The organism is Nitrosomonas limosa, from assembly GCF_054188085.1.
This window is the reverse complement of record NZ_CM135180.1, coordinates 570,246-585,449: the sequence shown is the minus strand read 5'-3', so window position 1 is coordinate 585,449 and position 15,204 is coordinate 570,246. Positions and strand designations below refer to the sequence as shown.

The window sequence follows — 15,204 nt, the reverse complement described above, 5'->3', positions numbered from 1 at the left end:
AGGAATGGCTATGCAGTGTTGGGATCCAAATTTTTATAACCGATCCCCGATATTTGAGCCTTTTTCCTGTTTAAATAAATTCTTTATTGACTCTCCAAATTGGCCTTCAGTAAACGATCTGAATGACTTAGGTACGCGCAGAAATCAGGTCATTGTGACACGATCCGGAAAATCTGTACATTTCATTCCTCAGCAACTCGGCAAAAAAAACCAGGAAGAAAAATATGAATCAAGGATTTACTTATCTGGACATATACAAACAAGAACTCATAATTGGCACGATTTTTTTAATGCCATTGTGTGGCAAGTGTTTCCGCGATCAAAATCTAAGCTCAATGAAATTCATTACCAAACACAATTAACGGAATTAGAAAACAGTATTAACAATCGTAGTGCGATAAGAGACGCTGCTACTTTATTTGATGAATCGGGGATAATTGTTTTCAGCAGTAATAAGGCTTTGATTCAGTTACTGGAGAGTTTTGAATGGAAAGAATTGTTTTGGAAACATCGTGAAAATGTTTTGTCATCAATGCTTTTTGTTGTATATGGCCATGGATTATACGAAAAAGCTTTAAACCCTTATACTGGAATGACAGGGAAAGGAATTGTTTTTAAGGTTGAACACAATTACTTCTCAAAAACATTATCTGATCAACTACTTCTGGCCGACATAATGCTCGAATCTTTTTTATCGCAAACTTTTCCTAGCGCTTACTTAACACCAATCCCGCTATTAGGCTATCCAGGTTGGGTTCGTGAAAATGAAAGCGAGTTATACTACGATGATAAGAGGTATTTTCGCGATCGGCGAAAAATCCCGATTTAGCAAAACAATATTTACTGCACAATTCTCAGATCAATGCGCGAAAAAACAATAATCGAACCATTTATTTTTTACCTATTACTGCTGCTACTCATTCAACCTGATTTTGTGCGAGCAAATACTGAAGCACCGGAATTCGTTGCCGGTACCCGCACGATCAACACTGCTACAGCAAAACTGTTATTTGATAAAGGCTATTCTTTTCTTGATGTGAGAGGGCAGGAAGACTTTAACGCTGGGCATATACCCGGCGCATTCCATCTTTCAGTCAAAAGTGATTTTTCTGAGCAGAATTTACTGACTATTACGAAAAAGGATCAACCACTTGTCATTTATTGCAATGGAATTGCGTGTCTTGGTAGCTCAGCAGCGGCAAAAAAAACTGTAGAATGGGGATGGAACAATATTTTCTATTACCGGGAAGGTCTGCCTGCATGGCGGCAGAAAGGTTATCCAATTTATACAACACGACCTTAGTTCATTTCCAGAGCAGTGTTTTTCAGTTTAACTCCAAGCCTCAGTGGAAGAATGACTGAATAGAATTTCTAAGGAATATCACGTTTTTGCGGATTGGGAGCGGATTTTGTTAAAATAGCGCTTTTAATTTACTAATTTTCTGGAGAATTTAATGGCAATTGAAAGAACGCTATCGATAATTAAACCCGATGCAGTCGCGAAGAATGTTATCGGTCAAATATATTCACGCTTTGAATCCAATGGCTTAAAGATCATAGCTGCTCGTATGGTACATTTATCCCAATCCGATGCCGAACAGTTTTATGCAGTGCATAAAGAGCGCCCGTTTTTTCGTGATCTTGTCAACTTCATGATATCCGGACCAATCATGGTGCAGGTGCTTGAAGGCGATGATGCCATTAAAAAAAACCGTGATCTGATGGGAGCTACGGATCCCCAAAAAGCTGAAAAAGGGACAATCCGTGCAGATTTTGCCGATAGTATTGATGCCAATGCAGTTCACGGTTCGGATGCTCCGGAAACTGCAGCGGTAGAAATTGCGTGCTTTTTTCCGGCTTTAAATATTTATTCCCGCTAAGAATTGCTCTTGCATTCATCAGTCAGTAGTGGCAATTAATTTATTAGACTATAACAATCATGGTTTAGCCGATTTTTGTATGAAAATCGGTGAGAAACCGTTTCGTGCAAAACAGCTACTCCGATGGATCCACCAATTCGGGGTGGACGATTTTGCTGTAATGAGCGATTTAGCTAAAAATTTTCGAGAAAAGTTGTCAACAATCGCAACGATTGAATTACCTCAAATCATTGCGGATCATGTCGCAGAAGATGGAACCCGAAAATGGCTGTTGTCAGTGGGAGCGGAAAATGGCATTGAGACAGTTTTCATTCCGGAAGCAAATCGCGGTACTTTATGCGTTTCCAGTCAGGTAGGATGCGCACTGGCCTGTACGTTTTGCTCGACTGGCAAGCAAGGTTTTAACCGCAATTTGACGGTAGCCGAGATCATCGGGCAACTATGGATTGCGAATAAAACCCTCGCTACGGCTAATGACAGTTTTTTATCCCCAAAAAATAAAGCTGTCACTAATGTAGTGATGATGGGTATGGGCGAGCCTTTGGCTAACTTCGAAAATGTTGTGACTGCGCTTGATTTGATGTTGGATGATCATGCATACGGACTTTCGCGACGCCGGGTAACAGTCAGCACGTCGGGATTGGTACCCGCGATAGACAGATTGCGTGAACGATGCCCGGTAGCGCTGGCGATTTCTCTTCATGCACCGAATGATGCCTTGCGAGATCAGTTGGTGCCTATCAACAAAAAATATCCATTACAAGCGTTGCTAGCAGCGTGTCTGCGTTATTTGCCTGCTGCGCCGAGGGATTTTATAACTTTCGAATATGTCATGCTGAATGGCGTGAATGACACGATTGCTCATGCGCGTGAGTTGGTAAAATTGGTGCGTGATGTACCCTGCAAGTTTAATTTGATCCCCTTTAATTCATTTTCTCGCTCTGGTTTCACACGTTCATCGTCAGAAACGGTGAATAGTTTCCGGGATGTGTTGATGCAAGCCGGCTATGTAGTCACAATAAGAAAAACACGTGGTGATGATATCGCTGCGGCTTGCGGACAGCTTGCTGGCCAAGTAAAAGACAAAACCAAACGCACTGTTCAATCAATGATTGAGGCAGCTCAGTGAGGAATATATCAACTTGGGTTTATTCACTGTTACTGGTTGTTTGGTTTGGCGGTTGTGTGCAACAACCGATTGAAGGCGGTTTACTGGTACAGGATAACTCAGCCAGAGCTTTTCAAAGTGCAAAAATACATACAGAGCTTGCAGCTGAATACTTTTATCGAGGTCAAGTGGATGTTGCGATTGAAGAAATCACTGAGGCACTCAAAGCGCAATCAAATTATGCGCCTGCTTACAATGTCCTCGGCTTGATCAATATGACGCTCAACGACGACAAAAAAGCGCTTGATAGTTTTGAACGAGGCTTACGGATTTCACCGAAGAACTCCGAAATCCATAATAATTTCGGTTGGTTTCTGTGTCAGCGTATACCTGCACGCATGGACGGAGCCATTAATCATTTCTTGATCGCGGCAAAGGATCCGCTTTACTTGACACCCGAAATGTCTTATAGCAATGCGGGAATCTGCGAGCTTAAACGCCAAAACTATCATGAGGCAAGATCCTATTTTAATAAGGCATTGTCCCTTCAACCTGGTTATCTGCCCGCGGCGATCGGATTAATTGATCTGGATTTACAATCCGGTTTTTTAGATGAAGCAAAAACGAAGCTTTTGCTGATGTTACAAAGTAATGCACCAACGCCTGAAATATTGCTAATGGCAATAAAAATTGAACACGCAATGGGAAATCAACTGGCGGCGGATAGCTATTCTTACCAATTACAAAAGCATTTTCCAGAATCCAAGGAAGCTGCAGCCATTCGAGAGGGTAAGCTACAATGACCAGCGTTAGAGATGAGACATTCAATGCATCAAGTTATGCTTCTGAAGCCGGAAAAAATCAATTCGCTTCTGAGAGAAATGAATCTGCCAATTTTATGGAAGAACCAGCAATGACTGTTAACTCATTATCATCCGATTCGAACAAAGCAATAGAACCTAACAAGCCATTAGAAATTAGTCATTATCAGCCGGAAACGCACAGTGATTCCGATCATCAGCGATCACCCTCTGCCGGCTATGAAAATACTTTGCCCTCAAATTCGCTGAATAGCGTTGGACACATGCTACGCAATGCCCGGTTAGCAAAAAGATTGAGCGTTGAAGATGTGGCGCGGCAATTACGGCTTTCTGTTCCGCAGATTGATGCTATCGAAAGAGAAGATTTTGAAAAACTGCCAGGACGGACATTCTTGCGTGGTTTTATCCGGAACTATGCGAATCTGGTTCAACTCGATCCGGCACCGTTGTTGAAAATGCTACCGGAATCAGCCCGCATCATTTCAACGCATGAAAATACTCCTTTCAAAAGTAAACAAATTTCATTTTCTTCCCAGCGAAAAAATTCCAAGAATAATTCCTTAGCAATTATCAGCATTGTATTTATAGTGATCGCAGGTATTTATTTCTTATTTGGGAACAATTTCCTAAATCAAGAAACTAGTAATAAAGAGGTTGCTAGCGACATTAAAATTGATGCAAAAACGGCTTCGGTTGAGATTCCGCTTTCGTTGCCGACCATCAATAAAAATACAACTGCATTTCCAGTTAAACAAAACGCGGAATCAAATAGTAGCAGCACCGAACAAGTGAATCCACCGGAAACTATTATCGAATCGGATAAATCACCCTCAATCAATATTTCAGAAGCAAAACCAGCAGTTCAGGTTCCAGTTTCTGAAAAACCTTTACTTTCCAGTGACAAAGACCATTTACTCTTTACATTTGCTGCTGATTCGTGGGTTAAAGTGGTTGATGGATCGGGCAGGTTGTTATTGGAGCAACTCAAGAAAGCGGGGAGCGAGCAAATCGTTAGCGGTAAAAAACCTTTCTCTATCGTGATTGGCAATGCATCTGGTGTGAATCTAACCTATAATGATAAACCGATTGATATGTCGACATATAAAAAACAAGATGGCACAGCGCGGTTTAAACTCGAATAAATCTTGTTGATAATAAACTGATTACATTTTTCCAATATGCCTGAAAATAGTTCTTCAATAACACGCCGTTCCAGTGTGGGTGTGCGTGTTGGTAATATAATGGTGGGCGGTAGGGCCCCAATCGTAGTGCAATCCATGACCAATACGGATACCGTGGATGAAATTGCAACTACCGAGCAAGTTGCGCAATTAGCACGAGCTGGATCCGAGTTGGTTCGGATTACCGTAAACTCAATGGAAGCGGCCAAAGCAGTCGCGGGAATACGCATGCGCCTCGACGACATGGGCTGTCATGTGCCATTGGTCGGTGATTTTCATTTTAATGGCCATAAATTGCTGACCAGCTATCCGGAATGCGCAAAGGCATTGGCAAAATTCCGCATTAACCCGGGAAATGTCGGTCATGGTAAGAAGCGTGACGAACAATTTGCTACGCTGATTGAAACAGCGTGCAAATATGAAAAACCGGTGCGCATTGGCGTCAATTGGGGGAGCCTCGACCCCGAAATGCTGGCGAGAATCATGGATGAAAATGCTGCTTCGGACGATCCGCAAGATGCAAAATATGTCATGCGTGAGGCGTTGATCACATCCGCACTTGAAAGTGCCGCAAAGGCAGAAGAAATCGGTTTGGCGCGAAATAAAATCATACTTTCTTGCAAAGTAAGCGGTGTGCAGGATCTGATCATGGTTTACCGCGAATTGGCTGCGCGTTGCGACTATGCATTGCATTTAGGTCTGACCGAGGCCGGCATGGGCTCCAAAGGCATTGTGGCATCGACAGCAGCATTGGCAGTGCTGTTACAGGAGGGGATCGGCGATACTATTCGTATCTCATTGACGCCGGAACCCGGCGGTACTCGTTCGCGGGAAGTGATTGTTGCACAGGAAATTTTGCAAACAATGGGGTTGCGTGCATTTGTACCTTTGGTCGCGGCATGTCCCGGCTGTGGTCGTACCACAAGTACCTACTTTCAGGAATTGGCTGAGAGTATTCAAGCTTACGTGCGAGATGAGATGGTTACTTGGCGCGAGCAATACGATGGCGTAGAAAATATGACATTGGCGGTAATGGGATGTGTAGTAAATGGTCCCGGAGAAAGCAAACACGCGAATATTGGTATCAGCCTGCCGGGGTCCGGTGAGAATCCGGTGGCTCCAGTTTTTGTCGACGGGCAAAAAACGGTGACGTTAAAAGGCGACAATATTGCCAACGAATTCCGCGCAATTGTCGATAAATATGTCAGCGAGAAATATCCAAGAAAAGCTGTCTAATGGCTAATGGTATCAAAGCAATCCGCGGGATGAATGACATCCTGCCGCATGAATCCTATCTTTGGTCACATTTTGAACTGAAGGTGCAGCAATGGTTGGCTGCATACGGCTATCGAAATATCCGCACCCCGATCGTCGAACAAACTGATTTGTTTATCCGTTCAATCGGTGAAGTCACCGATATCGTCGAAAAGGAAATGTATACGTTCGTCGATCAACTTAATAACGACAGCTTAACACTGCGGCCGGAAGGAACTGCTTCCTGTGTGCGGGCTGTCATTGAACACAATTTGCTATATTCGGGACCGCAGCGACTCTATTACTCGGGACCAATGTTTCGGCATGAACGCCCGCAAAAAGGACGCTACCGGCAATTTCACCAAGTGGGTGTCGAAGCGCTGGGGTTCGCGGGACCTGATATCGATGCCGAATTAATTGTGATGTGTTCGCGACTGTGGAAGATGCTGGGAATTTCTGGATTGCGTCTGGAAATCAGCACATTGGGAAATGCTGAAACACGTGCATTGCACCGTTCCCGGCTGATCAAATATTTTGAGCAGCATCATGATGCATTGGATGAGGATTCAAAAAGACGCTTACACACCAATCCGCTGCGCATTTTAGACAGTAAAAACCCTATGATGCAAGGGTTAATCGAGAGTGCACCGAAGCTGATCGACGATTTGGACGTTGAGTCTTGCGAGCATTTTGAATCTCTACAAAATATCCTTCGAGAGCAAGGTATCAATTTTGAGATCAATTTGCGGTTGGTGAGAGGACTTGATTATTATAATCGTACGGTATTTGAATGGGTTACCGACAAGTTGGGCGCCCAAGGCACAGTTTGCGCCGGTGGACGTTATGATGGGCTTTTTGCGCAAGTGGGCGGTAAACCGGCGCCGGCCTGCGGATTCGCCATGGGAGTAGAGCGGTTGCTTGCTTTAATGCAAGATACGGATCATCCAATCGATCAGCCTGTTCCCGATATATACCTTGTTCACCAAGGTGAACAAGTCACAAACTATGTTTGGAAATGCGCCGAATTTCTTCGGGATGAAGGCTTTAGTGTGATCTTGCACTGTGGAGGGGGTAGCTTTAAAACCCAGATGAAAAAAGCGGATTCATCCGGTGCATCTTATGCTGTCATCATCGGTGATGAGGAATTGAAAGCTGAAGAAGTGACTCTCAAGCCATTACGCGAACCGATTGAACAAGCAAGCGTCAAATTGGGCGTTGTTAGCGAAATTATTAGAAAAGAACATTTAATTTAACGACCTATAATCAGGAAAATCAGATGGCAACTTATCACGAGGATCAGGAGCGAATCGAAGGACTTAAAGCATGGTGGGGGCAATACGGCACCTTAGTTACCATAGTCCTAGCTGTTGCGCTTGCATCAGCCGGTGCCAACAAAGCTTGGAATTACTACAAACTGCAGCAATCTCAGCAAGCTGCTGATTTATATGTATTATTGAAACAAGTGCAGGAAACACAAGATGCTACAAAAATTAACGATGCCGCTCAATTGCTAATGGAAGGATATTCTTCCAGCGGGTATGCTTCCCGTGCTGCACTTATTGCCGCGCTTGCCGATGTTCAGGCCGGAAATTATCCGCGCGCCATCAAAAACCTGCAATGGGTGATTGATCACGCCAAAGAAACCGAACTTCATGACTTGGCGCGCCTCAGAATGTCGGGAATTTTACTGGATGAAGGAAAATATGACGAAGCCTTGCGAGTTCTAAATGCAGGACACGGTGAAGCATTTGCCGGACTCTATTTGGATCGAAAGGGCGATATTCAGGTGGCCGCTCAGAAAATTTCCGAAGCCCGGCTCAGTTATCAAGCTGCGATCGACAAACTCGCAAAAAGTAATAATTACTACAACATCGTGCAAATGAAACTGGATGAATTGGGTGACTCCGAATAATCAGAACAGTGACTGCTTCTTTGAATTTCACTAAACGCTGGCGACGATTTATCTTTTGGTCATTATTGGCGGTATTATTCCCTGGTTGTAGCAGCATGATCAATCCGTTCAATACCCGACTTATCGAAGACATGAGCACAGGGATATCGGATATGTTCGTCTCCGATGAGGTAATTGTTTATGACAAAGAAGAGCTCGCTGCCTTAAAAGCAACCGAAAAGATACCGGCTAAATGGAAAAATAAAGTCAGTGAAAATGAAATCGCTTCTTTTTATCCGGTTTACGAAAATGGCGCTGTTTATACCGCGGATGAAGATGGCAAGTTAACCAAATATGATGCGGCTACCGGCAAACAGCTCTGGCAAATTAAAACCAAAAATAAATTTTCTGCAGGTGTTGGTATCGGTGAAGGATTAATACTCATAGGAACCTACAAAGGCGAGGTGCTTGCGTATAATGATTCTGGCCATATGTTATGGCAGTCAGCAGTTACCAGTGAGATTTTAAGCCCGCCGCAGGCGCAAAATAACGTTGTCGTAGTCCGTACCGTCGATGGCCGCATATTCGGGCTTGATGCGATAGACGGCAAGCGGAAATGGATCTATCAGGGCGCAACTCCGCCACTGACGGTGCGCAGTACAGCGGGGATTACTCTGGCGCATGGTGCCGTATTTGCGGGATTTCCCGGCGGAAAAATGATTGCAATGAGCTTGTTCAACGGTAATATCGGATGGGAAGTAACCGTTTCCCAGCCACGGGGGGTTACCGAGCTTGAGCGCATGACGGATATTACCAGTTCCCCTGTTGTCAACAATCGTCTCGTTTGTGCGGTTGCGTATCAAGGCCGCTTAGCATGTTTTGCCATTAATGACGGAACACAGATCTGGTCACGGGAATCATCCAGCAGTGCCGGCTTGGCCATGGATAATGATTATGTCTATGTCACGGAAGATAAAGGGATCGTTGCTGCATATGATCTGCTGAGCGGCGCCAGCATGTGGAAACAAAGTCGCTTAGGCAGTAAAAAACTGACCAAACCAACCATCAAAGATCAATATATTGTAGTAAGTGATGACCAAGGTTTTGTAAATGTCTTGCGCAATTATGACGGTGCTCTTGTGGCACGCTCCGCGACTGATGGCAGCATCATTCATAATGCTGCCGGTATGTTACCCGATGGTGTGGTGGTTCAGACAGCTAAAGGCGGCGTTCACGCATTTAGTACGCAATTCTAGGAAAACAACGCTAAAAATTTGATTCACAGCACCACTGTGAATTATGAAATCTATGCCGTGTTGCGTATAACTTACGCACAGCAATAAATAATGAAACCTACACTTGTTTTAGTTGGCCGTCCCAATGTTGGAAAATCAACACTTTTCAATCGCCTGACGCGCACCCGAGATGCCATTGTGGCCGATATTCCAGGTTTAACCCGAGATCGGCATTATGGCACCGGTCGGGTAGGCGACAAGCCGTATTTAGTCATGGATACCGGCGGTTTGGAGCCTGTTGCCAGAGATGGCATTATGCATGCGATGGCGAAGCAAACACTGCAAGCAATTGACGAAGCTGATAAGGTCTTGTTCATCGTCGATGGACGCCAAGGAGTAACGGCGCATGATCGAATGATTGCCGAGCAACTACGTAAATCCGGCCAAAAAATACTGCTGGTGGTTAATAAAACTGAAGGCATGGCTACCGCCGTTGTGACTGCCGAGTTTTATGAATTAGGGTTGGGAGATCCCTGCGCCGTATCGGCAATGCATGGGGATCACATCCAAGAGCTAGCGGATTTTGCGCTGAGTGATTTTCCCGATGTTACTGAAGAACATTCGAACGATAAACATCCAAAAATCGCCATTGTTGGCCGCCCGAATGTCGGTAAATCAACGCTGATCAATTCTTTGCTGGGGGAAGAGCGTGTTATCGCATTCGATCAGCCCGGCACAACGCGCGATAGCATTTATATTGATTTTACACATCAAGACAAGCAATACACGCTGATTGATACGGCCGGAATACGCCGCCGCGGCCAAGTTCATGAAGTCGTCGAGAAATTCTCAGTCATTAAGACGTTGCAAACGATTGAAGATGCTAATGTTGTGGTTTTGGTCCTAGATGCACGTCAGGAAATCTCCGATCAAGATGCCAATATTGCAGGGTTTATTCTGGAAACAGGTCGCGCCTTGGTTATCGCTGCGAATAAATGGGATGGACTCGATGATTATCAGCGCGACAATATTAAGCGTGAGATCAACCGTAAACTGGCATTTTTGAGTTTCGCAGAGCTACACTATATTTCCGCATTGCATGGTACCGGTATCAAAAAATTGATGCCCGCGATTGATAAAGCATACGCGGCTGCAATGGCAGATTTATCAACGCCTAAACTGACACGTACATTGATCGCGGCGGTTGAAAAGCATCCGCCGCCACGCGGAGGAATGTCGAGGCCAAAACTGCGCTATGCGCACCAAGGTGGTTCCAATCCACCCTTAGTGATTGTGCATGGCAGTATGCTCAATCATGTTCCGGAAAGTTACCGGCGCTATTTGGAGAACACTTTCCGCGAGGTATTTCAGCTACATGGAACCCCATTGCGCGTTGATTTCAAAGTCGGGGCTAATCCTTACGCCGACAAAAAAGCGCCACCGCCAACACCGGAAGAACTGCGCCGTGCGCACAATCGACGTCGGCGTAACCGCAAAAAATATGGATAAATTCTTTTATAAATATATCATTGAATGATTAATTTAATGTTTATTATTAGATATATCGATTGAGTTCTTAATCTATAAAAACACCGCCCAAGGATTAATAAAAACTGAGTGAAGCGCTGATTAATTTGCCAAACAAGATGAGATTCAAGGCGGGTGGAGCGCAAGAAACGCGACCTATCAACAGGATAGGCGCGCATCTAAGCACCAGCCAACGCCGCAAATCGCTTGCGCAGGCAATTAATCAGCGCTTCCTTTGCAAGATCAACAGATTTTCAGTTAAGAGAAACACAGACAAATTCCGTGTTGTCACTATCCGATGAATATTAGCGACTGCAAACAATGCACACGTCTATCCTATTTTTTGCAATCGGTTAAATCCCAATATCCGGATTATCATGCACTTCCTGTTGGCGCTTTCGGTGATGCGGCGGCAAAATTGTTAATTGTCGGCTTGGCGCCCGGGATGCATGGAGCAAATCGTACGGGGCGGCCGTTTACTGGAGATTATGCAGGCATTTTATTATATAAAACCCTGCACCAATACGGATTTGCAACGCGTCCCGAATCAGTTGCAGCAACAGATGATTTGCAATTGATAGGGTGCAGAATTACCAATGCAGTCAAATGCTTACCTCCTGATAATAAACCAATTCCTGAAGAAATAAAACGTTGCAATCGTTATCTCGCAACCGAGCTAGATCAATTTGTGCACAACGGCGGTACAGCCGTATTGGCTTTGGGTACCATTGCGCATCAAGCGGTGTTGATGGGGGTGCAGTTGAAAGCCAAAGATTATCCATTCGCACACGGCGCAGTGCATCAGTTAAGTCAAAACAGTCAAAACGGGAAAGGGTTACGTCTTTATGACAGTTATCACTGCAGCCGCTACAATACGCAAACCAAACGCTTGACCACCGAAATGTTTGAGCAAGTGTTTACACGAATTATCGCTGATTTTTAAATTACCATCATCTGAAGGAGAATTATCGATGCCGTACGTCAATATTCGCGTGGCTGGAACGTTAACACGTGAACAAAAACAGCAAATTGCGACAGAAATTACCGATACACTGGAACGCATCGCAAAAAAACCGAAGTCTTATACGTATATCTGCTTTGACGAGCTTCCAGATGAAAATTGGGCCGTCGCTGGAAAATTGCTGGATAACGGAGATTAAATAGCTTGAGTAGCATTGGCTTTAACGCCAAAGAATTTTGCGCAAATTTGCCGTTGCAGCCAGGCGTCTATCGCATGATTAACGCCAAAGGGGAAGTTATTTACGTTGGCAAAGCAATCAGTCTCAAAAAGCGCGTTTCCTCATATTTTCAAAAAACCAACCTCGCACCTCGAACGCAGTTGATGGTATCAAACGTCGCTGCAATTGAAACGACCGTAACTCGTTCGGAAGCTGAAGCACTGCTATTAGAAAATAACCTAATTAAAAGCCTTAAACCACGTTACAACATTCTTTTTCGAGATGATAAAACTTACCCGTATGTCATTCTAAGCGGACATGAATTTCCTCGCCTTGGTTTTTACCGCGGCGCACTGGATAAAGCGCATCAGCATTACGGACCTTATCCCAATGCTGGGATCGTTCGTGAAAGTATCCAGTTATTGCAAAAAATTTTTCGGTTGCGTACCTGCGAAGACAGCGTATTCAGTAATCGGACACGGCCTTGCTTACTGTTTCAAATCAAGCGCTGCAGCGGTCCGTGCATCGGTCAAATTGATCAACAATCTTATGAAGTCGATGTCAAAAACGCCGCTTTATTTTTACAAGGCAAGCAGACCGAAGTAATGGAAGTAATCCACGACAAAATGCTACAAGCGTCCGAACGGATGGAATTTGAGCAAGCGGCGATTCTGAGAGATCAAATTCAAGCGTTACGCCGGATTCGCGAAAAGCAATTTGTTGATAATGGTAAAGCGCTGGATGCGGATGTCGTTGCTTGCGCAGTATCGTCCGATGGATCCGCGAAAGTTTGTGTCAATCTAGCGATGATCCGGGGAGGGCGGCATTTAGGCGATAAGAGTTTCTTTCCGCAAAATGCAGACGACTACCCCGCGAGTCATGTCGTTGAAGCTTTCCTCGCGCAACATTATTTAAATCGTACTGCACCGCCAGTAATTATTCTGAGTGAAAATATTGAGCGTAATACGCTGCAGCAGTTACTCACCGAACAATGCGGACATAAAATCGTCATACAGTTCAATCCTGTCGGTGAAAAACGTGCATGGCTCGATATGGCAACCGAAAATGCACAATTGGCATTAAAGCAAGCGATAAGCCGTCAGGCCAGCCAGGAAAAACGTTTGCAAGCGCTGCAGCAAGTTTTGCAAATGCCTGGAATCCAGCGCATCGAGTGCTTTGATATCAGCCACACGCTGGGAGAAGCGACAGTGGCTTCATGTGTTGTTTATGACAATTGTTCGATGCGCAATAATGAATATCGGCGTTACAATATCGAGAACATTACTCCTGGTGACGATTATGCTGCGATGCGCGAAGCGTTGACAAGGCGATATCAAAAGATTGTCAACGGTGAAGGGCAATTGCCGGATCTGATTTTGATTGATGGCGGTAAAGGCCAGGTTTCAGCGGCGTTCGAAGCGTTACATGAACTTGGCGTATCCGATGCCAACCTGGTCGGGGTCGCCAAAGGTGAAGAACGTAAACCTGGTCTGGAACAATTGATTTCTCCATCATTTGAAAAGCCGTTACAATTACCGAATGAACATGCTGCTTTACATCTGATTCAACAAATCCGCGATGAAGCGCACCGCTTCGCGATCCAGGGACACCGCGGTCGACGGGCTAAAGCCAGGACCAACTCCAGTTTGGAAAATATCGAAGGCATTGGTGCCAAACGCCGACAAAAATTGCTAGGACGTTTCGGAGGATTGAAAGGCGTACTGACAGCAAGTATTGAAGAATTACAAAAAACGGATGGCATTAGCCGCAAATTGGCAGAAAAAATCTATCGAGAATTGCACTGACTTCATCCACTCAATTTCAAGTTCCAACTCATGCCTTATAATTTACCGAATTTGCTGACTTGGTTAAGGATTCTCGCTATTCCATTATTTGTCGGTATCTATTATGTACCACACACTTGGTTAACACCCAGCCAACAAAATCTTGTCGCAACCTTGATTTTTGCTGGGGCAGCAGTTACCGACTGGCTTGACGGATACCTCGCACGCGTTTTGAATCAAACTTCTGCATTCGGGGCTTTTCTTGACCCGGTTGCGGATAAATTAATGGTATCCGCTGCACTCATCGTGTTGGTTTATCTGGGTAGACTGGATGCACCGATTGCTTTAATTATTATCGGGCGCGAGATAACCGTTTCAGCATTACGAGAATGGATGGCACAAATTGGACAATCCAAGAGCGTTGCTGTTTCATTCCTTGGAAAAATCAAAACCACATCGCAAATGATTGCGATACCATTGCTGCTATATCATGAAAATATCGGAGAGCATTTTAATCCGCAAGAAATCGGCACATGGTTGATCTATATTGCGGCGTTGTTAACGCTCTGGTCAATGTTTTATTACCTAAAAGCCGCAATGCCGCAAGTATTCAAGAATCACGAAAAATAAAGAACGCGGATTCAATTTCGAAGTGCAACGCCTAACGGTAATTTAGTGTAACGACCGTCCTCCCGAAGAATATCTCAAACGGGGTTCTGAATCCAAGCACTTTGCGTGGTCGATGGTTAAATCTGTCCACCACTCAGCAGCGACAAAAGCACCGAGTAAGCCGATCCGTTTGATGGCTGGGTTATATTGATACTGAAACAGTTAGAGAATTTGAGTGGCGAATCGATAGTATTGCAGTGGAAGCGGAATCCTTATTACCAGGCTTTTTGCGGCATAAGAGAGATCCAGCAGAAGTTGCCTTGTCATAGCACGGAGCTGGTGCATTTTCGTAAGCACATAGATGCGGAAGGCGTAGAGCGGATTTTCCGGATGAGCGTTGGTTTGCATGAGGAATCGGCGCTGGAGCTGCCGGAGATATTGTGTATCATGTTGAGATTTCGCGCGGGAAAGCAGCCAAGCAAGCCGTATGCGATCGCGGCTACCGCGGCAAACGTGAAGTCAATGGAACTCAGATCATTTTGCCCGGAAAGGTATCCAAGAAAGATACCCGGTACCAGAAAGGCAAGAAGCGAAAACAATGCAGGAGGCGTGCCGCGATTGAACCCATTATCGGCCACCTGAAGTCGGATTATCGAATGGTAAGGAACTATCTGAAAGGCGTTGCCGGTGATCGCATCAACCTGTTGTTCATTTTTGAATAAATTCGCGATTTATT

At 44.8% G+C, this 15,204-nt stretch carries 16 protein-coding genes and 1 pseudogene; 16 read left to right on the top strand and 1 reads right to left on the bottom strand.

Translation table 11 applies throughout. The features are described 5' to 3' along the window. Nucleotides 1–10 precede the first annotated feature (10 nt). The 15 genes from ACV7NC_RS02635 to pgsA all read left to right on the top strand — a co-directional run bounded on the left by ACV7NC_RS02635 (nucleotide 11) and on the right by pgsA (nucleotide 14,489). Nucleotides 11–829: a DUF3025 domain-containing protein gene (locus ACV7NC_RS02635; RefSeq protein ID WP_458153890.1), complete on the top strand. Its 819-nt coding sequence runs from the start codon at nucleotides 11–13 to the stop codon at nucleotides 827–829. A gap of 33 nt (nucleotides 830–862) precedes the next feature. Next, nucleotides 863–1,303, top strand: a complete 441-nt coding sequence (locus ACV7NC_RS02630; protein ID WP_458153889.1) for a rhodanese-like domain-containing protein — start codon at nucleotides 863–865, stop codon at nucleotides 1,301–1,303. 151 nt (nucleotides 1,304–1,454) lie between these two features. Further along, nucleotides 1,455–1,880, top strand: coding sequence for a nucleoside-diphosphate kinase (gene ndk, locus ACV7NC_RS02625; RefSeq protein ID WP_458153888.1), 426 nt, complete (start codon nucleotides 1,455–1,457; stop codon nucleotides 1,878–1,880). A 28-nt stretch (nucleotides 1,881–1,908) separates the two neighbouring features. Beyond that, entirely contained in the window at nucleotides 1,909–3,009 is a 1,101-nt protein-coding gene (gene rlmN / locus ACV7NC_RS02620) for a 23S rRNA (adenine(2503)-C(2))-methyltransferase RlmN (protein ID WP_458153887.1), read from the top strand. Further along, the gene (gene pilW / locus ACV7NC_RS02615; protein ID WP_458153886.1) at nucleotides 3,006–3,791 is read left to right on the top strand and encodes a type IV pilus biogenesis/stability protein PilW; all 786 of its coding nucleotides are present in this window, start codon (nucleotides 3,006–3,008) and stop codon (nucleotides 3,789–3,791) included. Before rlmN ends, pilW begins: the two co-directional genes overlap by 4 nt. Continuing rightward, on the top strand, nucleotides 3,788–4,951 hold the full coding sequence (locus ACV7NC_RS02610) for a helix-turn-helix domain-containing protein (RefSeq protein ID WP_458153885.1): 1,164 nt from the start codon (nucleotides 3,788–3,790) through the stop codon (nucleotides 4,949–4,951). Before pilW ends, ACV7NC_RS02610 begins: the two co-directional genes overlap by 4 nt. Before the next feature lie 36 nt (nucleotides 4,952–4,987). After that, nucleotides 4,988–6,226 (top strand): flavodoxin-dependent (E)-4-hydroxy-3-methylbut-2-enyl-diphosphate synthase, encoded by a 1,239-nt coding sequence (gene ispG / locus ACV7NC_RS02605; protein ID WP_458153884.1) that lies wholly within the window; start codon nucleotides 4,988–4,990, stop codon nucleotides 6,224–6,226. Then, nucleotides 6,226–7,497 (top strand): histidine--tRNA ligase, encoded by a 1,272-nt coding sequence (gene hisS, locus ACV7NC_RS02600; RefSeq protein WP_458153883.1) that lies wholly within the window; start codon nucleotides 6,226–6,228, stop codon nucleotides 7,495–7,497. Before ispG ends, hisS begins: the two co-directional genes overlap by 1 nt. 23 nt (nucleotides 7,498–7,520) lie before the next feature. After that, nucleotides 7,521–8,156, top strand: a complete 636-nt coding sequence (locus ACV7NC_RS02595) for a YfgM family protein (protein WP_458153882.1) — start codon at nucleotides 7,521–7,523, stop codon at nucleotides 8,154–8,156. 8 nt (nucleotides 8,157–8,164) lie between these two features. Further along, a complete protein-coding gene (bamB, locus tag ACV7NC_RS02590; protein ID WP_458153881.1) occupies nucleotides 8,165–9,391 on the top strand; it encodes an outer membrane protein assembly factor BamB in 1,227 nt (408 codons plus the stop codon). Between the two features lie 90 nt (nucleotides 9,392–9,481). Beyond that, a complete protein-coding gene (gene der, locus ACV7NC_RS02585) occupies nucleotides 9,482–10,879 on the top strand; it encodes a ribosome biogenesis GTPase Der (RefSeq protein ID WP_458153880.1) in 1,398 nt (465 codons plus the stop codon). Nucleotides 10,880–11,195: 316 nt separating this feature from the next. After that, nucleotides 11,196–11,840 carry a uracil-DNA glycosylase gene (locus tag ACV7NC_RS02580; RefSeq protein WP_458153879.1) on the top strand — a complete coding sequence of 215 codons (645 nt, stop codon included), beginning with the start codon at nucleotides 11,196–11,198 and terminating at the stop codon, nucleotides 11,838–11,840. Nucleotides 11,841–11,868: 28 nt separating this feature from the next. After that, nucleotides 11,869–12,057: a tautomerase family protein gene (locus tag ACV7NC_RS02575; protein WP_458153878.1), complete on the top strand. Its 189-nt coding sequence runs from the start codon at nucleotides 11,869–11,871 to the stop codon at nucleotides 12,055–12,057. Nucleotides 12,058–12,062: 5 nt separating this feature from the next. Further along, nucleotides 12,063–13,880, top strand: coding sequence for an excinuclease ABC subunit UvrC (gene uvrC / locus ACV7NC_RS02570; protein ID WP_458153877.1), 1,818 nt, complete (start codon nucleotides 12,063–12,065; stop codon nucleotides 13,878–13,880). 30 nt (nucleotides 13,881–13,910) lie between these two features. Further along, entirely contained in the window at nucleotides 13,911–14,489 is a 579-nt protein-coding gene (gene pgsA / locus ACV7NC_RS02565) for a CDP-diacylglycerol--glycerol-3-phosphate 3-phosphatidyltransferase (protein WP_458153876.1), read from the top strand. 11 nt (nucleotides 14,490–14,500) lie between these two features. Here pgsA and ACV7NC_RS02560 read toward each other — a convergent pair. Beyond that, nucleotides 14,501–14,619, bottom strand: a pseudogene (locus tag ACV7NC_RS02560) (IS30 family transposase); the annotation flags it as partial. 56 nt (nucleotides 14,620–14,675) lie between these two features. Here ACV7NC_RS02560 and ACV7NC_RS02555 point away from each other — a divergent pair. Beyond that, on the top strand, nucleotides 14,676–15,110 hold the full coding sequence (locus tag ACV7NC_RS02555; RefSeq protein ID WP_458153875.1) for a transposase: 435 nt from the start codon (nucleotides 14,676–14,678) through the stop codon (nucleotides 15,108–15,110). Nucleotides 15,111–15,204: the final 94 nt, after the last annotated feature.

Coding starts and splice junctions, on each gene's coding strand:
- pgsA (WP_458153876.1), top strand. CDS start 13,911: ATGCCTTATAATTTACCGAATTTGCTGACTTGGTTAAGGATTCTCGCT.
- ispG (WP_458153884.1), top strand. CDS start 4,988: ATGCCTGAAAATAGTTCTTCAATAACACGCCGTTCCAGTGTGGGTGTG.
- ACV7NC_RS02635 (WP_458153890.1), top strand. CDS start 11: ATGCAGTGTTGGGATCCAAATTTTTATAACCGATCCCCGATATTTGAG.
- ACV7NC_RS02580 (WP_458153879.1), top strand. CDS start 11,196: ATGAATATTAGCGACTGCAAACAATGCACACGTCTATCCTATTTTTTG.
- ACV7NC_RS02595 (WP_458153882.1), top strand. CDS start 7,521: ATGGCAACTTATCACGAGGATCAGGAGCGAATCGAAGGACTTAAAGCA.
- ndk (WP_458153888.1), top strand. CDS start 1,455: ATGGCAATTGAAAGAACGCTATCGATAATTAAACCCGATGCAGTCGCG.
- ACV7NC_RS02610 (WP_458153885.1), top strand. CDS start 3,788: ATGACCAGCGTTAGAGATGAGACATTCAATGCATCAAGTTATGCTTCT.
- der (WP_458153880.1), top strand. CDS start 9,482: ATGAAACCTACACTTGTTTTAGTTGGCCGTCCCAATGTTGGAAAATCA.
- ACV7NC_RS02630 (WP_458153889.1), top strand. CDS start 863: ATGCGCGAAAAAACAATAATCGAACCATTTATTTTTTACCTATTACTG.
- hisS (WP_458153883.1), top strand. CDS start 6,226: ATGGCTAATGGTATCAAAGCAATCCGCGGGATGAATGACATCCTGCCG.
- ACV7NC_RS02575 (WP_458153878.1), top strand. CDS start 11,869: ATGCCGTACGTCAATATTCGCGTGGCTGGAACGTTAACACGTGAACAA.